Annotated in this window: 14 protein-coding genes; 9 read left to right on the plus strand and 5 right to left on the minus strand. The window is 69.4% G+C overall.

The window, feature by feature from the left end; translation table 11 throughout:
• Window positions 1–46: 46 nt before the first annotated feature.
• Window positions 47–2,062, minus strand: coding sequence for an FAD-dependent oxidoreductase (locus ACFW5B_RS28810; RefSeq protein ID WP_386445702.1), 2,016 nt, complete (start codon window positions 2,060–2,062; stop codon window positions 47–49).
• A gap of 265 nt (window positions 2,063–2,327) precedes the next feature.
• Here ACFW5B_RS28810 and ACFW5B_RS28815 point away from each other — a divergent pair, with 265 nt between their 5' ends.
• Window positions 2,328–3,197, plus strand: coding sequence for an arpA protein (locus tag ACFW5B_RS28815; protein ID WP_386445705.1), 870 nt, complete (start codon window positions 2,328–2,330; stop codon window positions 3,195–3,197).
• A 161-nt stretch (window positions 3,198–3,358) separates the two neighbouring features.
• Complete coding sequence (locus ACFW5B_RS28820) at window positions 3,359–5,173, plus strand: choline/carnitine O-acyltransferase (RefSeq protein ID WP_386445708.1); 1,815 nt, start codon at window positions 3,359–3,361, stop codon at window positions 5,171–5,173.
• 28 nt (window positions 5,174–5,201) lie between these two features.
• Here the strand turns inward: ACFW5B_RS28820 and ACFW5B_RS28825 are convergent, their stop codons facing one another.
• Window positions 5,202–6,071, minus strand: a complete 870-nt coding sequence (locus ACFW5B_RS28825; protein ID WP_386445711.1) for an Fpg/Nei family DNA glycosylase — start codon at window positions 6,069–6,071, stop codon at window positions 5,202–5,204.
• Between the two features lie 232 nt (window positions 6,072–6,303).
• Here ACFW5B_RS28825 and ACFW5B_RS28830 point away from each other — a divergent pair, with 232 nt between their 5' ends.
• The 6 genes from ACFW5B_RS28830 to ACFW5B_RS28855 all read left to right on the plus strand — a co-directional run bounded on the left by ACFW5B_RS28830 (window position 6,304) and on the right by ACFW5B_RS28855 (window position 16,646).
• Window positions 6,304–8,658, plus strand: a complete 2,355-nt coding sequence (locus ACFW5B_RS28830) for a PQQ-binding-like beta-propeller repeat protein (RefSeq protein WP_386445714.1) — start codon at window positions 6,304–6,306, stop codon at window positions 8,656–8,658.
• 2 nt (window positions 8,659–8,660) lie between these two features.
• A complete protein-coding gene (locus ACFW5B_RS28835) occupies window positions 8,661–11,135 on the plus strand; it encodes a PQQ-binding-like beta-propeller repeat protein (protein ID WP_386445717.1) in 2,475 nt (824 codons plus the stop codon).
• A gap of 398 nt (window positions 11,136–11,533) precedes the next feature.
• Window positions 11,534–11,914 carry a hypothetical protein gene (locus ACFW5B_RS28840; protein WP_386445720.1) on the plus strand — a complete coding sequence of 127 codons (381 nt, stop codon included), beginning with the start codon at window positions 11,534–11,536 and terminating at the stop codon, window positions 11,912–11,914.
• A gap of 91 nt (window positions 11,915–12,005) precedes the next feature.
• Window positions 12,006–14,165, plus strand: a complete 2,160-nt coding sequence (locus ACFW5B_RS28845) for a SpoIIE family protein phosphatase (RefSeq protein WP_386445722.1) — start codon at window positions 12,006–12,008, stop codon at window positions 14,163–14,165.
• 748 nt (window positions 14,166–14,913) lie between these two features.
• Window positions 14,914–15,474, plus strand: a complete 561-nt coding sequence (locus ACFW5B_RS28850; protein WP_386445725.1) for a hypothetical protein — start codon at window positions 14,914–14,916, stop codon at window positions 15,472–15,474.
• Window positions 15,471–16,646: a pentapeptide repeat-containing protein gene (locus ACFW5B_RS28855; protein ID WP_386445728.1), complete on the plus strand. Its 1,176-nt coding sequence runs from the start codon at window positions 15,471–15,473 to the stop codon at window positions 16,644–16,646. Before ACFW5B_RS28850 ends, ACFW5B_RS28855 begins: the two co-directional genes overlap by 4 nt.
• Window positions 16,647–17,550: 904 nt before the next feature.
• On the opposite strand, the gene ACFW5B_RS28860 is transcribed toward ACFW5B_RS28855, so the two are convergent.
• From ACFW5B_RS28860 to ACFW5B_RS28870, 3 genes are all read right to left on the minus strand, one after another.
• Complete coding sequence (locus ACFW5B_RS28860) at window positions 17,551–18,696, minus strand: caspase domain-containing protein (RefSeq protein ID WP_386445809.1); 1,146 nt, start codon at window positions 18,694–18,696, stop codon at window positions 17,551–17,553.
• A gap of 2 nt (window positions 18,697–18,698) precedes the next feature.
• Window positions 18,699–19,064, minus strand: a complete 366-nt coding sequence (locus ACFW5B_RS28865; RefSeq protein ID WP_386445731.1) for a hypothetical protein — start codon at window positions 19,062–19,064, stop codon at window positions 18,699–18,701.
• 126 nt (window positions 19,065–19,190) lie between these two features.
• Complete coding sequence (locus ACFW5B_RS28870; RefSeq protein WP_386445734.1) at window positions 19,191–20,468, minus strand: tyrosine-type recombinase/integrase; 1,278 nt, start codon at window positions 20,466–20,468, stop codon at window positions 19,191–19,193.
• A 723-nt stretch (window positions 20,469–21,191) separates the two neighbouring features.
• Between ACFW5B_RS28870 and ACFW5B_RS28875 the strand changes: the two genes are divergently transcribed.
• A complete protein-coding gene (locus tag ACFW5B_RS28875; RefSeq protein WP_262039717.1) occupies window positions 21,192–21,416 on the plus strand; it encodes an AlpA family transcriptional regulator in 225 nt (74 codons plus the stop codon).
• Window positions 21,417–21,559 lie beyond the last annotated feature (143 nt).

A 21,559-nucleotide genomic window follows, 5' to 3' on the forward strand; every position in this document is an offset into this window, starting at 1 on the left:
AAGAGACAGGGCTCGCACCGCCCGCCGCGCCCCCGGCCCCGCCTGCTCACAGGGCCGCCGCGAGCTCCGTCCCCTGCTTGATGGCGCGCTTGGCGTCCAGCTCCGCGGCGACATCCGCACCGCCGATGAGGTGCACCGTGCGGCCCGCGGACTGCAGCTCCTCGTACAGGTCCCGGCGCGGCTCCTGCCCGGTGCACAGCACCACGGTGTCCACCGCGAGCGTGCTGGCCGTGCCGTCGACCGTGAGGTGCAGGCCCTCGTCGTCGATCCGGTCGTACGACGCCCCGGCGACGGTGGTCACGCCCCGGTGCCGCAGCTCCGCACGGTGGATCCAGCCGGTGGTCTTGCCGAGCCCGGCGCCGACCTTCGACGTCTTGCGCTGGAGCAGATGCACCTGCCGCGGGCTCTTGGGGCGCTCCGGTGCCCGCAGTCCGCCCCGGTCGCCGTAGGCGGTGTCGACGCCCCAGGAGCGGAAGTAGGCCTCCGGGTCCTGGCTCGCCGCATCGCCCGCGTCGGTGAGGAACTCCGCGACATCGAAGCCGATACCGCCCGCCCCGAGGATCGCCACCCGGTCGCCGACCGGTGCCCCGTCCCGCAGCACATCGAGGTAGCTGACGACGCTGGGGTGGTCGACGCCCTCGATCTCCGGGGTGCGCGGGGTGACCCCGGTGGCGACCACGACCTCGTCGTACGCCCCGAGGTCCGCGGCCGTGACCGGGGAGTTCAGCCGTACGTCCACGCCGTGGGCGCCGAGCTGGTGGCGGAAGTAGCGCAGGGTCTCGTCGAACTCCTCCTTGCCCGGAATCCGCTTGGCGAGGTTCAGCTGCCCGCCGATCTCGGCCGCGGCGTCGAACAGGGTGACCGCATGGCCGCGCTCGGCCGCGGACACCGCACAGGCGAGCCCGGCCGGACCGGCGCCGACCACGGCGAGCCGCTTGCGCCGCCGGGTGGGGGAGAGCACCAGCTCGGTCTCGTGGCAGGCCTGCGGGTTGACCAGACAGGACGTGATCTTGCCGCTGAAGGTGTGATCGAGACAGGCCTGGTTGCACCCGATGCAGGTGTTGATCGCCTCGGCCCGGCCGTCCCGCGCCTTGGCGACGAAGTCCGGGTCGGCGAGGAAGGGCCGGGCCAGCGACACCATGTCGGCGCGCCCGTCGGCCAGCAACTCCTCGGCGACCTCGGGGGTGTTGATGCGGTTGCTGGTGACCAGCGGGATGTTCACCGAGCCCATCAGCCGCTTCGTCACCCAGGTGTAGGCGCCGCGCGGCACCGAAGTCACGATGGTGGGGATACGGGCCTCGTGCCAGCCGATGCCGGTGTTGATGATCGTGGCCCCCGCCGCCTCGATCTCCTTGGCGAGGGTGACCACCTCCTCCAGCGTGGAGCCGCCCGGGACGAGGTCCAGCATGGAGAGCCGGTAGATCAGGATGAAGTCGGTGCCGACGCGCTCCCGGGTGCGGCGGACGATCTCCAGCGGGAAGCGCATCCGGTTCTCGTACGAGCCGCCCCACCGGTCGGTGCGCCGGTTGGTCGCGCCGACGATGAACTCGTTGATCAGATAGCCCTCGGAGCCCATGATCTCGACCCCGTCGTACCCGGCGGACTGGGCCAGCTCCGCCGCCCGCACGTAGTCCCCGATGGTCTGCTCGACCTCGTCGTCGGTGAGCGCGTGCGGGGTGAACGGGCTGATGGGAGCCTGGAGCGCACTCGGCGCGACCAGGGTGTCGTGGTAGGCGTACCGGCCGAAGTGCAGGATCTGCATCGCGATCCTCCCGCCCGCGGCGTGCACCGCCTCGGTCACGGTCCGGTGCTGCGCCGCCTCCTCCTCGGTGGTGAGCTTGGCGCCGCCGTCGTACGGCCGGCCCGCCTCGTTCGGCGCGATACCGCCGGTCACCATCAGGCCGACGCCGCCGCGCGCACGGGCGGCGTAGAAGGCGGCCATCCGCGCGAAGCCGTTCTCGGCCTCCTCCAGCCCGATGTGCATCGACCCCATCAGCACCCGGTTGGGCAGGGTGGTGAACCCGAGGTCGAGCGGGCTCATCAGGTGCGGGTACTGGCTCATGGGGGGCCTCCTGGCGCGGTGGTCGTGGCAGTAGTTGTAGACCAGCCGGAGCTGTTGTGCAACAAGTTGCATAAGACGGTGACGCGGACGACTCCGTCATCCGCCGGGTGCCCGGGTTACCCACCACACGGCGCGCAGTTGCCGGGTCGCGCAGTGCGACGTGTCACAGACAACCCGGCGGCGCTGTGGGAGCTTCAACTCTGCTGCTCCTCAGTGGAGTTGCCGAACGAGGAGCCACGGTCTGCCCGGATGTGGAGAGGATCGAATGAGCACTGCGCAAGCCCTCACGCTCGACCAGGTGGTCGACACCGCCCGGTACCCCCTGCCGGAACCCGACGGCGCCGGGGGACAGGCCGTGATCTCCCGGGCCCGGCACGAACTGCGGACACTCGGCTGCACCGTGCTGCCGGACTTCGTCCGCCCGGCGCTCCGCACGGCCCTGGAGGAGGAGTGTGCCGCCATCGCCCCCCAGGCGCACCACGACGTCGAGACGGTCAATGTCTACAACATCGCGGTGGACGCGGACCTGCCCGCCGGCCACCCCGGCCGGCGGACCTTCCAGCGGGGGAACGCCTTCGTCCCCCGGGACCGGGTCCCCGCCGGGTCCCTGATCAGCCGGCTCTACGCCGACCCGGTCTTCCAGGACTTCCTCGCCCGCTGCTTCGGACTGCCACGGCTGCACGAGCTGGCCGACCCGCTCTCCGGCCTGGTGCTCAATGTCGTCGCCCCGGGCATGGAGCACCCCTGGCACTTCGACACCAACGAGTTCACCGTCAGCATGCTCACCCGGCAGGCACAGGACGGCGGCGTCTTCGAGTACTGCCCGAACATCAGGTCCGCGCACGACGAGCGCTTCGACGACGTCCGGGACGTCCTCGACGGCCGGGGCGAGCGGCTGATCCGGCGCCTCCCGCTGCACCCCGGCGACCTCCAGCTGTTCAGGGGCCGCTACTCCCTCCACCGGGTGAGTCCGGTGCGCGGCGAGGTCGCGCGCCACTCCGCGATCTTCGCCTACAGCGAGCGGCCGGGCGTCATCGGCAGCGTGGCCCGCACCCGGCAGCTCTTCGGCCGGGTCCTGCCCGCCCACACCGCGGCCGAGGGCCGGGCCGTCCGCGGCGACCGGCTGCTGGATTAGCAGGCGGCACGGCCCCCCATCGTCACCCACCGTGTCCGCTCCGCGCGCCACGAACGAGCGGACACGGTGGGTGACGGCGCGACCATGGACGAGTGACAGCACAGGTCCCCACGAGCCGAATCGAGAGAGCAGAATTGAACCACCGTCAGGAAAGGGCCGTCATGCCGACCTTTGCCCAGGAGGACAGCCTCCCGCGGGTACCGCTGCCCACACTGGAAGCGAGCTGCGAGAGGTTCCTCGCCTGGTGCGCACCGCTGCTGACCGATGAGCAGCGGACGGCGACCGAGGCGGAGGTGGCCGCCTTCCTCCGGCCGGACGGCCCCGGCCGGGTGCTGCAGGCGGCGCTGGAGGAGTACGACGTCGCGGACGGCGTCCACAGCTGGCTCGACACCTTCTGGCCGTACCGCTATCTGGGCCGCCGGGACCGGATCGCGCTCAACGCCAACTTCTTCTTCCTCTTCCAGGACCCCGCCCCCGGGCAGCCGGTGTCCCAGGTGGAGCGGGCGGCCGGCCTCATCGCCGGCGCCGTCGCCCACAAGCGGCAGCTGGACGCCGAGCTCCTCCCGCCGGCGGTGCAGCGCGGCATCCCGCAGTCCATGGTCCAGAACAAGTACCTCTTCTCCGCCACCCGGATTCCCGGGGCGCAGCAGGACACCGTCCGCACCCCGTACAGCGACGCCTGGCCGGGCCCGTCCGACGCCCGGCACATCGTGGTCTTCCACCGCGGCAACACCTTCCGGATGGACGTGCTGGGCGCGGACGGCGTCCCGTGCGGCCTGGACGACCTCGAAGCCGGGCTGCGCGCCGTGCAGAAGGCCGGCGCCGAACCGGCCGCGCCCGGCACCTCCGTCGGCCACCTCACCACCATGGCCCGCGCGGAATGGGCCGCCGCCCGCGAGACCCTGCGCGCCCACGACCCCCGCAACGCGGACGCCCTGGACGCGATCGAGACCGCGCTGTTCTGCGTCTGCCTGGAGGACCTCGCGCCCGCGGACCCGCAGGAGGCCTGCGACCAGCTGCTCCACGGCGACCACGGCAACCGCTGGTTCGACAAGGCGGTGTCCCTGATCGTGTTCGCCGACGGCCGGGCGGGCATCAACGTCGAGCACTGCGAGCTGGACGGGACCACCATCCTCGGCTTCACCGACGCCCTGCTCGGTGCCCCGGCCGAGGAACACTCCCGCCGGTCCGGCGCCCGCTCCCAGGGCCTCCCGCCCGTGGAGCCGGTCCGCTTCGCGCTGGACGACGCCCTCCGGGAGCGGGTGCGCGCCGCCGCCGACGCCTTCGCGGAGTACGGGGCGGCCACCGCCACCCGCACCGTCGCCTTCGACGACTTCGGCAGCACCACCGCCAAGGCGCTGGGCGTCTCGCCGGACGCCTTCGTCCAGCTCGCCTTCCAGCTGGCCCATCAGCGCGCCAAGGGTCACCTCGGCGCCACCTACGAGTCGATCGCCACCCGCCAGTGGCGGCACGGCCGGACCGAGGCGATGCGCGTCGTCACCCCGGAGATCCAGGCGTTCGTCGCCGCCATGGAGGACCCGGCGGCCTCCGCGGACGACCGCCGGGCCGCGTTCCGGGCCGCCGCCGCGCAGCATGTGGCGCGCGCCAAGGAGTGCCAGGCCGGGCAGGCGCCCGAGCAGCATCTGTGGGAGCTGGAGCTGATCCAGCGGCGGCGCGGCGCGGAACTCGGCGTCACCGAACAGCCCGCCCTCTACCGGTCCCCGGGCTGGCTGACCATGCGCGACGACTACCTGAGCACCAGCTCCGCCCCGTCCCAGCACATCCAGTACTTCGGCTTCGGCTCCACCAGCAGCCGCTGTATCGGCGTCGCCTACGTCCTGCTGCCCGATCGCTTCCACCTCTACCTGAGCACCCCGCTGGCGGTGGCCGGCCCGATGCACGACTTCGCCGGCCGGCTCCGCGAGGTGGTGGCCGAGCTGCGCGAACTGCTGGCGTCCGGCCCGTCCGCGGGCTGACCCCCGGGCGGGCCGGTGGCCGTCCCCGCTACTTCAGCAACCGGGACAACCGCCGGTCCGCCAGGGGCTTGCCGCCCGTCTGGCAGGTGGGGCAGTACTGCAGGGACCAGTCGCTGAACGACACCTCGCGGACGGTGTCCCCGCAGACCGGGCAGGGCTCGCCCGTCCGCCCGTGCACCCGCAGTCCGCTCTTCTTCTCCGCCTTGAGGTCTTTCAGGGCCAGCCCGCGGGACCGCTCGACCGCCTCCCCGAGCGTGCTCCCGACCGCCGCGTACAGCCGGTCCAGCTCCTCGTCGGAGAGCGTCTCGGCCGGTTTGAACGGCGACATCCGGGCCGCGTGCAGAATCTCGTCCGAGTAGGCGTTCCCGATCCCCGCCAGCACGCTCTGGTCCCGGAGCACGCCCTTGATCTGCCGGCGCTCCCCTTCCAGCAGCCCCCGGAAGACCTCCCGGGTGAAGCCCGCACCGAGCGGATCGGGCCCCAGCCGCGCCACTCCCGGCACTTCCTGAGGATCGCGTACGACATAGAGGGCGAGGTGCTTCTGGCTCCCCGCCTCGGTCACCTCGAACCCCGCCCCGTCGTCCGGCCCGGCGAGCCGCACCCGCAGCGCCAGCGGCCCCTTCCCGGGCCGCGGCGGCACCCCGGGCAGCTGGTCGCGCCACCGCACCCACCCCGCCCTGGCCAGGTGCACCACCAGATGCAGCGCCCCGACGCGGAGATCGAGAAACTTCCCGTGCCGGGTCACCCCCGCGAACGGTTCCCCTTCGAGCGCGGTGACCGGCGGGTCATAGGTCTTGAGCGCGTGCACGGCCACGGGGTACACCCGGCCGGCGGTCCGGCCGGCCAGGCGGTCGGCGAGGAACTGGGCGAGCGATTCAACTTCCGGCAATTCAGGCATATCGCCAGTCTGTCTCGGAGGGCGCCCCGGTGCCCGGTGGCAGGGCGCCCGGGCGGACCGGAGGCCGGCCCGTCAATCCCGGTCAGCGAGGGCGACGCTCCCGCGCCCCGGCGAGCCTCCGGCGCCAACACCGGCCGGAACACGGGGTGTTGGGAAGAGCGGTTGATCCGAACCGGGGTGGGCTGCGGAGCCTGCGGCAGTAGCCTGTGGGGGCTCATTGAAGGGGGATGCGATGAAGCAGCTCGGTGCCGCGGACCCGCGGCAGATCGGGCCCTACACACTCCTGGGCCGCCTGGGGGCCGGAGGGATGGGCGCGGTGTACCTCGGCCGGGCCCGGGGCCGCACGGTCGCGGTGAAGGTGGTACGGCCGGATCTGGCACGGGACGACGCGTTCCGGGACCGGTTCCAGCGCGAGGTCGAGGCGGCCCGGCTGGTCTCCGGCGCCTTCACGGCCCCCGTCGTGGACGCCGATACGCAGGACCGGATCCCCTGGATGGCGACCACCTTCGTCGTCGGCGTCTCGCTGGACCAGGCGGTCACCACCCGGGGCCCGTTACCCGGGAACGTGCTGTGGGCGCTGACGGCCGGTGTGGCGGAGGCGCTGGCCGGCGTGCACGACGCCGGGCTGATCCACCGGGACCTGAAGCCCGCCAACGTCCTGCTGGCGCTGGACGGACCGCGCGTCATCGACTTCGGGATCGCCCGTGCCGTCGACGGCACGGCGCTGACCTCCACGGGCGCGATCATCGGCTCGGCGCCGTACATGTCGCCGGAGCAGGCGGTGGGGGAGCCGCTCAGCTCCGCCAGTGATGTGTTCTCGCTGGGCTCGGCGATCGCTTTCGCCGCGCGCGGCGACAGCCTGTTCGGTGCGGGAGCGGCGGCGGGGGTGCTGTTCCGCATCGTGCACACCGAACCGGACCTCGGTGCCGTCCCGGCGGGGCTGCGGGACCTGATCGCGTCCTGCCTCGCCAAGAACCCCGGCGACCGGCCGACCCCGCGCCAGGTGTCCGAGTGCGTCGAGCGGGAGGGCCACCCCGTTCCGTCCGGCGGCTGGCTCCCGGAGGCGGTCGCCGCCGACATCATCGCCGTCCGGGCCGTCATGACAACGCTGCCGGAGCCTCCGCCGACCCTGGCGTTCGGCCATGTCACGCAGGGGCCCGGTAGCCCGGCGGGCGGTCCGGAGTCGAGCGGTCCGGAGTCGGGCCGCCCGGAGCCGAGGGGCGCGGGTGCGGACCGCCCGGATGCGGACCGTTCCGACCCCGCCGACGGCCCCGACCCCGCCGGCCGACCCAACCCCAACCGTCGCAAGCTGCTCCTCGGCCTGGCCGGCGGAACCCTCGCGGTCGCCGGGGCCGGCACCTGGCTCGGACTGGCCCTGAGCGGCTCCGGGGCGGCCGACGACGAGCCCGGCGGCCGCCCCCGCCCCTCCGGCAACGACGTCCCCGAAGCCACCCTGGCCTGGAAGGTGAAGCCCTCGGGGACAGGCTCAGGGGCCGGGCAGACGAAACAGTCCGCGGCCTGCCCCCAGGTGCTCTCGACCCACGGCCTCGTGGTGTGCCCCACCCTCGAACGCATCCTGGCGCTCGACGACGCGGGCCGGACGAAGTGGACCGTGGACGGCACCGAGCACGGCATCGCCTTCTCGGTGCAGGGATCGCTGCCGAACGTCATCGCCGCGGCCGACGGCGACCGCCTGTACGTGGCGGGGATGGCGATGAAGTCGATGGCCGTGCGGAGCGCCGTGGTCGCGATCGACCTGGACAAGGGGAAGGCCGCCTGGACGGCCACGCTGGACCGGCCGCACACCCAGGGAGTGCTCCGCTTCTGCGGTGTCATGGACGGCACGGCGTATCTGATCGGCTTCGGGGACGGGAAAGACCACGGCGGCCCCACCCCCTCGGGCTACCACGTCTGGGCGCTGGACCTCACCACCCGTAAAACGGCCTTCTTCCACGGCGAGGACGCGGACTTCATCTTCTCCGCCCTGCCGCAGCGCGGTGACCACGCGCTCTTCGCGGGCCCCACCCGGCTGCGGGCGCTCGATACCAAGGGCGGGGTCGCCTGGACGACGAAGAGGGAGCCGCACACCGTCGACGCCGCCGGACAGCACTTCATCGTCGTCGACGGCACCATGCGGATGTCGGCCCTGGACCCGGCGACCGGAAAGAGCGTGTGGACGGCGGCGGGCGCCGTCGCCCCGGCCTCCCTCCGGGGCAACGGCATCGCCACCGACAAGGACGGCCGCGTCCTGTACGCCCTCTGGCAGGACAAGGACAACGGCTACTCCCTGGGAGCCCTGGACGGCGGAACCGGCCGGACACGGTGGAAGACCCCGCTCCCGGCCGACTCCAAGGACTCCCGGTCCCTCGGCGCCCGCATCCTGTACGCCGACGGAAACCTCTACCGGATGGGTGCGGACTCCGTCGTCTGGGCATGTGACGCGACGAACGGCAAGCCCCGCTGGAAATACACCGGCATGAAGGGAACCGATCCCACGAAACTGGCGTGGACAGCCGGTGACGGCCGCCTGTGCCTCTCGGACCCGACGGCCACCACAGTCGCCGCACTGCATGCGAACGGAGCCTGAGAATGGAGCCGTTGGACCCCTCCGATCCGCCCCGGGTCGGCCCGTACACGCTGCTCGGCCGCCTGGGATCGGGCGGCATGGGCACGGTCTACCTCGGACGGTCGGCCGGCGGACGCACCGTCGCGGTGAAACTCATCCGGCAGGAACTCGCCGGCGACCCCGGCTTCCGCCGCCGCTTCCATGCGGAGGTCTCCGCGGCCCGCGCCGCCTCCGGGGCCTTCACCGCCCCGGTCGTCGACGCGGACCCGGACGCCGCCGTGCCGTGGATGGCGACGGCCTTCGTGCCGGGGATCTCCCTGCACCGCGCGGTGGAGATCGGCGGCCCGCTGCCGGAGACGGCGCTCCGGGCCATGACGGCGGGCATCGCCGAGGCACTGATGACCATCCACGCCGCGGGCCTGACGCACCGGGACCTGAAGCCCGCGAACGTGCTGCTGGCCCTCGACGGCCCGTACGTCATCGACTTCGGCATCGCACGGGCCGCCGAGGGCACCGCGCTGACGACCACCGGAGTGGTCCTCGGCACGCCCGCGTACATGTCTCCCGAGCAGGGCAAAGGGGAACCGCTCTCACCGCAGAGCGATATGTTCTCGCTCGGCGCGACCCTCGCCTTCGCGGCGAGCGGAGCGAGCCCGTTCGGCACCGGCCGGGCGCCGGACATCCTGCGGCGCGTGGTGCACGACGAACCGGACCTGTCCACGGTGCCGGACGGGCTGCGGCTGATGGTCGCGGCCTGCCTCTCGAAGGACGCCGCCGACCGCCCGACGCCGCGCCAGCTCGTCGCATTCCTCGACCGGGACGCGGAGTCGGCGACACCGGGCGCCTGGCTGCCCCCGGTGCTGACCGCCGCGATCGAAGCGACCTCCGCCGTCATGGCGCCCCCACCACTCCCCACCCCGGGCCCGACCCGGCGCCTCCCCGCACCGCCCGACGCCGCCGCCCCGACCCCGGCCACCCAACTCCTCCCCGCCCCGGGCGCGTTACCGTCCCCGTCCGCGGGCCACAGCAACCCGCCCGGGGCCCCGGTTCCCGTCCACGGACCGGGCCCGGACTTCCCGGACACGCCCCCGGCCCCCACCCCGCCCGTCAGCCGCCGCAAGCTCCTGCTCGGCCTGGCCGGCGGCACCGTGGCGCTGGCGGGCGGCGGCACCACCCTCGCCCTCTCCCTCTGGAACAGAACCCCCGGCGGCACCTCGTCCTCCGCCCCCTCCCTCAAAGACCCCACCCGCTCACTCGCCACCCGCACCGTCGCGACCCCGCGCTGGACGGCTCCCCTCACCGAACCCCTGACCCAGGTGGCGGGCGGCGACGGCACGGTCGTCGCCGTCAGCGGCAAACACCTCTGGGCCTTCGACCAGGGGGGCCGCCCCACGTGGGGCCCCTTGGCCAATTCCTCCTCGGCGCCGTCCGCCGGCGGCATGGGCGGCTGCCCCGTCGCCGTCGGCCACGGCATGGCGTTCGCCGTGGGCACGATCAAGATGCCGGGCCGGCGGAGCTGGGTACCGGAACCGGCCTGCGTGCTGCGCGCCGTGGACCTCTCCACCGGCAAGGTCGCCTGGACCACCGGCGGCCCGGACACCGGCGTGGCCACCGCCTGGCTGCCCGGCATGCTCGACGACACGGTCTACGTCACCGGCACGATGTCCGAGAGCCGTCTGTCCTCCGACATGAAGAAGCTCCGCTCCGAACTCTCCAAACTGCGCTCCGACCCGATGCGGGGCGCCGGCCTGTTCGCCGAGAAGAGCTTCATCTGGGCCGTGAACCCGGCAACCGGCAAGCTCCGCTGGGAAACCACCGTCAAGAACACCACCATGGGACAGAACTCCCTCAAGGTCCCGTCCTCCGGCACCTGCCTGCTGTGGACCAGCAGCAACCCCGACCGCAGCGCGCCGCAGCTCTCCGGCCTGGACACCGAGGCCGACGGCAAGCCCCGCTGGCAACAGCCCGCCCCGGGCGGCGGCCAGACCTCCGGCCACGGGAACGACGCCTTCTTCGTCTCGTGGCACGACGGCCCGCACTCCTCAGCCGGCGGCCGCTTCCTCTACCTGGCCGACCGCCTCTACGCCGTCGACGCGGACAACGGCCAGGTCGCCTGGAAGTCCCCCGACCGCGTCCCCGCCCACGCCGTGGCAGCCTCCCCCGACAACACCACCGTCTACACCGCCGGCCCCGACTTCCAGAACCACGTCGTCGTCCACGCCTTCAACGCCGAAACCGGCGCCGTCCGCTGGGCCGGCTCCCTCCCCATGCTCCGCTCCGGAATCATCGCCCTCCAGCCCACCGAGAACGCCCTCTACCTCTGGGCCCAGTCCCAACTCTGGGCGCTCTCCCCCCACACCGGAAACGCCCACTGGACCTACGAACTCACCGGCAGCACCGCCTCCTGGACCTCCCCCGTGGCCTTCTGGGCCGACAACGACCAGGTGTACGGGCCCACGGAGAAGGGGCTGACGGCTATCGGAGCGGATGGCAAGTGAGCCGCTTCGCGCCGAACCCGAGGGCGTCATCGGCGCAGTGACCACTCCAGCCACACCACCGACACGACCGGAACCGCCAGAGTCACCGCCCCCAGCACAACCCCCACCCGCGCCGAACGACGGTCAGCACCCTCCTCACCCCGCGTCCCGAACAGGTCGGTTCCCCCGAAGACGATCGCGCAGATTCCCAGGGGCAGGGCGATCTCGACGAGCTGACGTGCCAGGCCGCATCACCCCAGGGGATCCATATGTCCGCGTACTCACCGCCACCACAAGCACCGGGCCCTTATGGCCGGCAGCCCGGCCCGCCTGCGTACGGGCCACCTGCCGCGGGTCCGTTCATCCATGGTCAGCAGCCCGCATACGGGCCGCCGCCGGTTCAGCAGTCCACCGCCCCGATGTTCGTTCCGACGGGGCCGGAGCGACGTCCTTGGCTCCGGCCGCTCATCGCGCTCGGCATCGTGATCGCGGTCTTCACCGGGGTTTGGGTACTGACCGTGGTGACCGACGACGGCAAGCCCCCGGTGAAAGAGGCCCGCGATGCGGTCGCCGGCGACTGCCCGGAAAACCGTGGCACCCACGCGGACCCAGTCCTCTTCACCATCCCCTGCAGCGATGCCAAGGCCGACTACAAAGTCATGTTCAGCGCCACCCTCCAAGGAAAGTGCCCACCGGAATTCGACGAGTACACCGGAGGCTGCTGCCCAGGGAGCCGGAGTGCTGCGCCGTGTGAAGAAGTGAGCGCCCGAACACGGAGCGACGGGTTCGGACGCCGGTGAGATCCTTGAATCACAAGCCTCCAGCGCGTCTGGAAGCCCAGCGCGCCGGAGATGTCAGGTATGGCCTTTCACGGACGATGGTGCGGTCCACATGGATACCTCTGACAGTGCAGGTGCAGCGGGCCGCAGCCCGGGGCCCTCCGACGAGTGGTGGCATGTGGACCCGCCGATGTTGGAGCGGATTCTCGCCCTTTCACCGGCAGGTATGGCCGTGCTGGACCGGGATCTGCGCTTTGTCTGGGTCAACGAGGCCTTGGAGCGCCTCGGGGGCGTCCCTCGTGAGCAGCGGTTGGGCAAGCGCCTGCGGGACGTGCTGCCTCTTTTGGATCTCCGGCTGGATGTCGAGGGGATCGAGTCGCTCATGCGGGAGGTGCTCGATACCGGTCGGCCCCTGGTCGATCACCTGCTGCGAGGCGGGAGGAAGGCATACCCTCATCGGCCGCACGCCTACTCGCTGTCCGCCTTCCGGCTCCACAGCGCAACGGACCAGGTACTGGGCGTGTCCTTCATCGTCCTCGACGTCACCGACCGTTGGCGGGCCCGGGAGCGGCTCGCTTTGCTGAACGAGGTCGGGGCGCAGACCGGCAGCACCTTGGACGTCATGGACACCGCGCAGATCCTGGCCGACATCAGCGTGCCGCGACTGGCCGACTTCGTCGCCGTCGACCTCATGGAAACGGTGATCCGCGGCGACACACCGCGTCCTGGGGCTCACCTCCATCCGCTCAAGATGCGCCGTGCGGGCCAGCAGTCGGTCCACGAAGGCGTTCCCGAATCGGTCGCGGAGACCGGGCAGACAGTCGAATTCCATCCTCACTCACCCGAAATGCAGTGCATGCTTGACGGGCGCTCCCGCCTGGAAGCCATGCCGGGTGCCTCAACTCGCAGCTGGTTCGCAACAGACCCGGCCCGAGCCGCGAAAATCGCGGAATTCGGATTCTGCTCCCTGATACTCGTCCCGATCCTCGCCCTCGGCGATGTTCTGGGCGTCGTCCGGTTCATCCGCTGGCAGCTGCGCGACCCCTTCGAGCAGGACGACCTGCTCCTCGCGGAGGAAGTAGTGGCTCGCGCGGCGGTGAGCATCGACAACGCCCGCCGCTACACCCAGCAGCACAGTACCGCGCTGGCCCTGCAGCGCAGCCTGCTCCCGCGCAGTCTCACCGGCGGCAGCACGCTCGATGTCGCCTGGCGCTACCTGCCCGCCCATGCCTCCGATGGTGCGGGCGGCGACTGGTGCGACGTGATATCCCTGTCAGGGGCGCGGGTGGCCATGGTCGTCGGTGACGTCGTGGGCCACGGGATCGATGCCGCCGCCACTATGGGACGGCTTCGCACCACTGTTCGCACCCTGGCGGACATGGACCTGCCTCCGGACGAGTTGCTGGCCCACCTCGACGACCTGGCACTGCGTCTGATCGACGAGGAACAGGCCGCCGATCCGTCACTGGCCCCCGCCGCGCTCGGCGCCACTTGCCTGTACGTCGTCTACGACCCGGCCACGCGCAAGTGCACCATGTCCCGCGCCGGCCACCCTCCTGCCGCAGTCGTCACCCCGGACGGCTCGGTGACCTTCCCCGACCTGCCCGCAGGGCCCCCGCTCGGCCTGGGCGCCCTGCCCTTCGAATCCGCTGAATTCGACATCGCCGACAGCAGCGTCCTCGCCCTGTACACCGACGGCCTGATCGAGACCCGCGACCAGGACATGGACCGGGGCCTTGCCCGGCTGCGCACCGCACTGGCCTCCCCCCTGGCGCGGCTCGACGAACTCTGCGGAACCGTCCTGAACGACGTGCTCAACGGCGCCCCCGACGACGACGTCGCCCTGCTCCTCGCGCGTACCCATGCCCTCTGCGAGGACCAAGTGGCCACCTGGGAGCTGACTTCCGACCCGACGGTCGTCGCAGACGCCCGCACGCTGACCGCGGACCGCCTCACCGCCTGGGGACTGGACGGCCTGATCTTCACCTTCGAGCTGATCGTCAGCGAACTCGTCACCAACGCCATCCGCTACGGCAACGGAGGCATCCGGCTGCGCCTGATCCGGCAGGATGCGCTCATCTGTGAAGTCTCCGACGTCAGCAGCAGCTCACCACGCATGCGCCACGCACGGACCACCGACGAGGGCGGCCGCGGCCTTTTCCTCGTGGCGCAGCTGGCCGGCCGCTGGGGCACCCGGTACACGGCCGACGGCAAGATCGTCTGGGCAGAGGAGCAGCTCCCGGCGAACGACGCTCAGTACCAGGCGGCCTGACCCGAACCGCTGCGGGGCGCGGGCGGCTTCGAGGGCGAAGGCGACACCCTCCCCGGGGCCCCGGCGGCCGCGCAGGCGGCGAACTCGCCGCTGTGGCTGGTCGTCCACGCCACCACCCGCCGACGGGCGTCGCCGTCGGCCATCCCGTACTCGCCGCCGCGGGGGCGCATCGTGCGAAGAGCCTGGACGAACCTGCGAGGGCCGCCACCCCATGGTCGGGGTAGCGGCCCTCGCAGCGTTTCTGGCATCACGTCAGGGAATTGGCCGGGCGGTGCACACTCGGTGTGCAGGGGAGCGGAAGGCAAGCAGCGGCAGAGAGCACTGCTGAGCACCCACCGTTTCCGCAGTTCACGGCCGGTTTCCAGGCTCCCGCCCAGGTCCGCCCGACCTCGCTCCTCAGATGTCGTAGTACAGCATGAGAAGTACTCTGACCTGCACAGATAGCGTCTGAAGGCTGGATGGATGCACTTCCGGTGCACATCGTGGGCGCGGCGGAGTGCCGGGTGCGGTCCGACGGGCGGCCGGTGCGGTTCCCGGGTTCTGCTGCGCCTGTCGCGAGGGTCCGCCTACGATCCGTCGCCGTGCGGATACGCCACCAGATCGTGGGGAGGGAACGGGGGCGTCCGAGCTGGAGCGGACCACGTCTCGCCGGAGCGAGCTGGACGGGCTCGCCGATGAAGCTCAAATCATGCTCTGAACAGTCCAGTTCAGCGATTCGGCGACCTCGGCCGCGGACATCATCCGCGGCATGGAAACACCCATTATCGTTGCCGTCATCTCTGCGATAGTCGCCCTCACAGCCGCTGCTGTCTCCCTTCTGTCAGCGCGCGGCAACAGCAGCCGCGAGGCCTTCGAGCTCGCACGTCGCCTTTACGCGGACCTCACCTCAAAGGAAACCTCTGCGCACCGCAGCGCCCTTGAGTTCTACCGGCGCAAGCACCCGGTCACGCCGGCCGAGACGAAGCAGGTGATGAACGACTACTTCGCGCTCTTGTGGCAGTTTGAGCAGATCCTCGCTGGTCGCGAGTCACTCAAAGGGCAGGAGCGGCTCAACGGGACCCAGAAGGCGGTCAAATTCCTGGACCACATGATCAAGTGGCATGTCGAAGTATGGGCGAAGCGCTGGGACGAGGTCCGCGAGAAGATCCAGAAGGATCTGCCCCAGATCAACACCAAGGATCCAATCCTCGACGACCACCACTCCGTTGGGACGTTCTGCGACCTCGCCGATGCCGTCATCCCTGGCAGCACAGCCGTGTGGAACCTGCGTACCAAGTTGCGTACCGAACTGGGAGGATCAGTCGCATGAGCCCCAAGGCGAAGCGCACCCTCATAGGCGCTGGCATCGTCCTTGCTGTCGTCGGCTACGCCCTGCTGCTGTGGCGCGGCCCTTGGTGGCTCGACGGCGGACACCTCCGTGAGCACGACCTCCAACCCGCAGACGGCGTCGTCATAGCTGGCGTCCGCACCGCCCTCGTCGCCCTCGGCGCCGGCATCGTCGCCGGTATCGGTCTCTGGTACACGCACCGCAGTCACCGGCACGCCGAGAAGCTCTACCAGCACAGCCAAGAACAATTCGAACATGCACGAGAGAAGGACCGCGAGCAGGCCGAGTTAACACGCGAGGGGCAGGTCACCGACCGATACGTTGAGGCGATCAAGCTCCTGGGGTCGGACAACCTGACCGAGCGGCTTGGAGGCATTTACTCGCTGCAACGCATCATGGACGACAGCGAGAAAGACCACACCACGGTAGTCAACGTACTCACTGCCTACATTCGACACGCCTGCCCGGTGTCCTTTGAGGATGGCTCCGCTTCGTCGAGGAAGGAGGACATCAAGCGGCTTCGCAGACAAGGACGCCTCAAGCCTCACCTGGCCGACGGGAGCGGGAGCAGACCCTCATTGCCCGAGGATATCCACGCCGCGGTCTCGGTGATTGCCTTCAGACCAGTGCTGGAGTCCGAGGCGCCAATCGATCTCCAAATGGTCGATCTTTCGGGGGCGCATCTAATCGGCGGAGCAAATCTCTCCTCGACCAACTTCTGGGCTGCGAAGTTGGAGTCAGCGACGCTCCGCAGCGTAGACCTCAGCGGCTCCTACCTCGCCGCGGCGAAACTGCGCGCCGCGAATCTAATTCGGGCCGATCTGCGTGACGCTGAGCTTGCGGGCGCGGACATATCTGGCGCTATCATCGACCGCGCAAGCCTCGAAGGTGCAAACCTCAACGGTGCGAACCTGGCCGGAACAATCGTGGGCGCTGCGAGGCTTGCAGGGACCATCCTGACCAACGCTGACCTTCGCCATACGGACTTCACTGGCTCAGATCTTGAGTATGCAACCGGAGTGACAGTCGAACAGTTGAAGGTCGCCCAGATTTACCATTCCACGATGCTGCCCCAAGAGCTCTGGGATCATCCCGACGTTCAAGCCCGAATCGCACGTTGTGAAGAGGCTGAGGTCCTGGGCGAGATCCCGTAGGGACCTCGAAGCGCGAGCTGAACTTGTCGAGCCGGGACTCGACCCGACATCGCCCAAGACACGGCAGACCACGCCCGGCATCGAGAGCTACTTCTGTATAGCAGCACTCCGACATGGCAGACGAATGGCCGACCGCGATGCGGGGCAGTAAGCGGAGCGCCCATGACGGGCTGAGCCACATCGCTGCAGCAGATAGCTTCCCCTGAGCTACGTATCAGGGTGCGGTCCGCTCACGCACCCGCATCCGTGAGGGCAACGGTACGGCGGCCCGCCCATGCTGGCCTGCATGCCCAACTATCCGCTGTTAGCTGGCAGTTCGTCCGGCCGTTGCTGCCCGAGACATCGCAGGGCCGCAAGCGGCGTTCCCGAACGGTATGGCCGCCAAGAGTGGAATCAACCGTTGGGCCCCTTCTGATTTGCGCAGGTGCCCTCCGGTTGGGCAGGTGGGTGCTCACCCGGTGCACATGCCGGCGGTGACACTGGGCAAGTGGAGCCGTCTACAGGTCGCGCTTCTCGCGGTCGTGTTGGCGGGAAGCCTGTGGTGAGCGTCATTCGCCGATCAGATCCAGCCGCCGTCTCCAATGTGCCGGAGGATGGACTTGGCGCTCTGCCACACTCCACAGCTGACATGCAGTGCACGTGAATCGGGGGTGTTGGCGCAGTGACGCAGAGCAAGAAGGGCTACTACCGGGCAGGGCACTATGTAAGGCCGTCGAATGCCTCCAGCCGGGCGAAGAAGCCTGCGCTTTGGGTGTTCGTGGTCGGCGCGCTCGTACTGATCGCCGGTTGGAACACTCTCTTCGGAGGCGAGGGCAGCAAGGCGACGCCTGGCCCGCAGCGAACGGGGCATCACGAGACGGCATCTCCAGCCCGCTAGCCCGCGCAGGGTCCTGGGCATGCCGGTTCAAGCGTCGTGGCGACCCTTGCGGCGGCGGATGACTCTTTCCCAAATGGATGCAACGCGGCTGCCGCGAGCCTGGTCGCGACCCGCCACCGGGCCCGTGGACTCGGTGGTGGGTGCCTCCGCCCGGAGGCGCTCCCAGGAGCGTCTCCAGCCGTCGACCTGCTCGTCCGGTACGCCGCAGGCGGTCAGATAGATCCCCGTCGTCTTCCATGTCTTCGGCAGGTCCTTGCGATTGAGGAGACTGCTGACTGTTCCGGCGGCGATTTCTCCACCGGAGCTGAGGCTGACGGCGGCGTGCGTGAGTCCACTCACTGCGCGCACATGTCCCAATGCGGAGAAGAAGCCTTCAACGGTCCAGATGGCCGCAGGGTCCGGCCACAATCGGCGGTCAGCCTGGCTTCCTCTCGCACTCACCAGTGGAGTCCGACTGAAGGCGGGGTTCCAGCCGAGCGCGAGTCGCCCATTGCTGTTGCGACCTCGTCCTTGTGGAACAGGACGGCCTTTCGCTGTCAGGGCTGTACGCAACTGCCGGAACACGGAGTCCAGGTCCAGCTTCTCGGGGCCGCCCGCAATCCCAGTAGCCAAGATGCTGAGAAGCTCTCCCGTGAATGCTGTGTGGGTCTCCCCAGGTGGGGCGAGTGCCTGACGAGTCTCCGAAGATGCGGCCAGCAGGTAGGTCCCTTCCACGTCGGCCTGGGCAGCTAGATCTGAGGGCCCCATCATTCCGAGGGCAAGGCCGCTGTAGCAGCAGTCGAGTACGACGACAGTGCGCTCTGCCTGCCCCTCTAGAAGAGCCCTACGGAGCCAGTTATATGGGATCCCCGTTTCCACCCGCTGCTGTCTGGAGCGAGGAAGCCCCAAGTAGAGCTCGCCTTCGGGGTCGACCAGTCCGTGACCCGCGTAGTACACGAGCAACGTGTCCCGGGCCGTCGCGGTGGCGTTCCGTAGGGCATCCATCGCGGCTTCAGCACTGACCGGGTTGGCGAGGACGGTGCAATTGTCCTGACGAAGGTTCCAAGACTTCGGTCCGCAGAGCGCTTCCGCAAGGGAGCTGAGGTTGTTGGAAACAGCAGGGAGGTCCTCAAGGAAGTCGTACGCGCTCGTCCCGATCAGTACTGCCCCCGAGGCACCGGGATCTGGTAGCACGCTCAACGTCCCGCGCCCTCCCCGCCCCCGCCCTGATCTTCCTGAAGGAGGCGAATGATGCGTGCGATCTGTTCCTCACTGCAATCGGTAAGGGCGTCGACAAGGTCGTCTCGCCGGACCATGACGCGTGAGGCTCGCGGACGGGTCCGCTTCCAGGCGGCAAGCGCCAGCACAAAGTTCGCAGCGTTCCATCCGTTCTCCGTGACCAGTTGCAAGACGTCGGCCGCGGTCCCCATCTGGCCTTCCTGAGGAGGTTGCTCGCGCAGCTCCAACGCAGCGGAACGCCTGATGTCTGGGTCGCTGCGAAGCCAGTTGAGCAACGAACGGAGTTCGTTGTCCCCTGACTCGACACGAACCTCAACGCGCATGTCGTACCCCTCGCCACTGCACTCTTGGTCACGGTAGTCCCGACCATCGTCGGGCATGTCCAGTCAGAGGGGGGTTACTTTTGCCCAACCGCCTTGCTGAGGAACGGAATCAGACGGAGAAGAAGGCTATGCAGCGGCTCGATATCGCTGGCCAATAGCCCTGCGTGCCTTCCCGACCGCACCCGTCACTCGGTGTACATAGCGGCGCAGCGTGAAGGCGGGATCCTCGTGCCCGAGCAGATCGGCAAGGATATAGACGTCGACGCCCTCGTTGATCGCCTCGGAGGCGAACAGGTGCCGTAGGGAGTGCATCATCTTGTCGCGGCACTCCTCCCACTTGCGGCCCTTGCCAATGGGCTTGTCGTGCACCGCCGCGATGACGCCGATGGCTTCAAGGGCCGCCTTCCAGAGGTAGTTGAAGTAGTTCTTGTTGAGCGCCTTGCGCTCGCGCGTGGTGAACATCAGGCGGACGGTGACGACCTCGCCACCCTTCTCCAGCCACGGGAGCGTGACCTCGACTGGCGGAAACTCCCGCATGTGATCGCGAAAGAGCGTCGCCAGATCCCCGTCGAGGGGGACATACCGGTCCTTAGGGTCGTCCTTGGTGCCGCCCTTCGGCGGTGCGAAGACCAGCGTGCCCCGGTCATGCGTGATCTGCCGGCGAATGCAGACGGTCTTGTCGTCCTTCGACCAGTCGACTTCGTCCGGGCTGAAGCCGAATATCTCGCCCTGTCGCATGCCGAGCCCGCGGCCACAGTCGACCGTGGCCTGGTATCGGTCAGGCAGCTGTTTGCGCAGGTCGTCCGTCTGCTCCCAGGAGAGCGGCACGTCCTTGGCGGACCTCTTCGACCGCCGGGGCTTCACACGCTTGACCGAACCGGTCTCGCACGGGTTCTTCGGGATCAGGTCGTCGTCCACCGCCATAGCCAGGATGGAGGAGAGGTGGGTGAAGATCAGGCCGACGGTGGTCTCGTCGAGCACTTGAAGGCGGCGCTTGATCCAGGTCTGGCTAGTGGAGGGCTTGATCTGCCGCAGCTTGAGGTCTCCCAGCGGCTCGTTGATGTGATTGCGGACACGGGACTCGTACTGGTGGTACGTGCGTGGGTTGTCGAACGTCTGGTTCTCCAGCCACTGTTTGGCCACCGCCTTGAGCGGCGTGTCGCCCTTCTTCGGGGCGATGTACGTACCGTCGTCGACGGTCCCCAGCATCCGCGTCAGGTGCTGCCGGGCATCCTCATACCGCTCGAAGCTCTCGCTCTGCTGCTGCCCTTCGGGGTCACGCCAGCGGGCCAGCCACCTTTTTCCGCGTCCGTGTTCACGGGACGGCACCTTGCCGTGGGTCGTGCACTTCTCGTCGCCGGGTTGCGGGCGCTTCTTGTGCCAGCGGTCGTACGGTTCAGCCAAGAAGGGCCTCCTGCATGTGGTTGAAGGGCTGGATCGCGGAGTGGGGAACGGCGCCGTTAGTCGCCCACCGGGGGAGCAGAGCATTTGGGGATTCCCCGAGGGCGGCGGCGATGGCGATCAGGCCGTCGACTTCGCAGTGGTGACGACCGCGTTCGTGCGGCTCATGTCGATGTTGGTCATCGGGCGGCCCAGGGCAGTGCAGCGCTGAGCGAGCTGCCGCTGGGCGAGACGGCACGCCGCACAGGCGCCTCGATACTGCGGGCGGCACCGATTCCCGTCAGTGCGATTTCGGTGGGGTAAGTAGCCATGGCGGATATCTGTAACTCGAAATCTGCTGCCATGGCAATAGTTAGTTCTAAAACTCTACAGAACTTGCAGACGCTGGGTGCTTCGGCAGGAACGGGTAGTTCGGTGTATCGAGAATTGGGTGGTAGAGTCCCGCGCCGCTGCGGCGGTTCCAGGTATTGGCGGCCACCGCAGATGCTCCTGGCCTGCGACTTGCCTGGCGACGGACCGTTGCGCGCCTACGCGGACTTTCGCGGGAGAACTGGACGTGAGGGAGAACTTTTTGGTCAACGGCCGATTCGCTCTTACAGTTATGACTCCTTCGATTGCCCAGCCATTTGGGGCTTCCGTGGAATGCCAAGAGAGGCGCGTGGACAGAGCCCGAATCGTGTGGCTTTCTTTCCCGTGCCCGTCGCCTGCAACCGATATGGAACGCCCTTGCCCAACGGATTCCCCCGCCCCGCCACGGCCGCCGCGCGCGGCCCGCTCGCCACGCCGGCTGAGATCGCCGCCTACCTCGGGGTGCCGGTGAAGACCCTCTACCAGTGGAAGTACCGGGGTATCGGCCCGAAGGTCCACAAGGTCGGCCGACACCTGCGCTACCGCTGGCGCGAGGTCGACAACTGGGTCGACCAGCAGACCTCGTACGACCTCACGGCATGACTCTTGGGGAAGCAGCGCGGCCCTCGGCGCGCCAACGCCGGGGGCCGGAGATTCCCCTACGCATCGCCCATCCCTGAACGACTGAACCGGTGAGGGGCGGAACCTAGCCCGTCCTGCCCCTCACCAGAGAGGAACGTCTATGG

The organism is Streptomyces sp. NPDC058773, from assembly GCF_042746015.1.
In the GTDB taxonomy this organism is placed as follows: Bacteria; Actinomycetota; Actinomycetes; order Streptomycetales; family Streptomycetaceae; genus Streptomyces.

What these genes read in the sequence shown, in the direction of transcription:
- ACFW5B_RS28840 (WP_386445720.1), top strand. Translation starts at nt 11,534, where the DNA reads ATGTTCGTTCCGACGGGGCCGGAGCGACGTCCTTGGCTCCGGCCGCTC.
- ACFW5B_RS28850 (WP_386445725.1), top strand. Translation starts at nt 14,914, where the DNA reads ATGGAAACACCCATTATCGTTGCCGTCATCTCTGCGATAGTCGCCCTC.
- ACFW5B_RS28830 (WP_386445714.1), top strand. Translation starts at nt 6,304, where the DNA reads ATGAAGCAGCTCGGTGCCGCGGACCCGCGGCAGATCGGGCCCTACACA.
- ACFW5B_RS28855 (WP_386445728.1), top strand. Translation starts at nt 15,471, where the DNA reads ATGAGCCCCAAGGCGAAGCGCACCCTCATAGGCGCTGGCATCGTCCTT.
- ACFW5B_RS28845 (WP_386445722.1), top strand. Translation starts at nt 12,006, where the DNA reads ATGGATACCTCTGACAGTGCAGGTGCAGCGGGCCGCAGCCCGGGGCCC.
- ACFW5B_RS28865 (WP_386445731.1), bottom strand. Translation starts at nt 19,064, where the DNA reads ATGCGCGTTGAGGTTCGTGTCGAGTCAGGGGACAACGAACTCCGTTCG.
- ACFW5B_RS28810 (WP_386445702.1), bottom strand. Translation starts at nt 2,062, where the DNA reads ATGAGCCAGTACCCGCACCTGATGAGCCCGCTCGACCTCGGGTTCACC.
- ACFW5B_RS28815 (WP_386445705.1), top strand. Translation starts at nt 2,328, where the DNA reads ATGAGCACTGCGCAAGCCCTCACGCTCGACCAGGTGGTCGACACCGCC.
- ACFW5B_RS28825 (WP_386445711.1), bottom strand. Translation starts at nt 6,071, where the DNA reads ATGCCTGAATTGCCGGAAGTTGAATCGCTCGCCCAGTTCCTCGCCGAC.
- ACFW5B_RS28820 (WP_386445708.1), top strand. Translation starts at nt 3,359, where the DNA reads ATGCCGACCTTTGCCCAGGAGGACAGCCTCCCGCGGGTACCGCTGCCC.
- ACFW5B_RS28835 (WP_386445717.1), top strand. Translation starts at nt 8,661, where the DNA reads ATGGAGCCGTTGGACCCCTCCGATCCGCCCCGGGTCGGCCCGTACACG.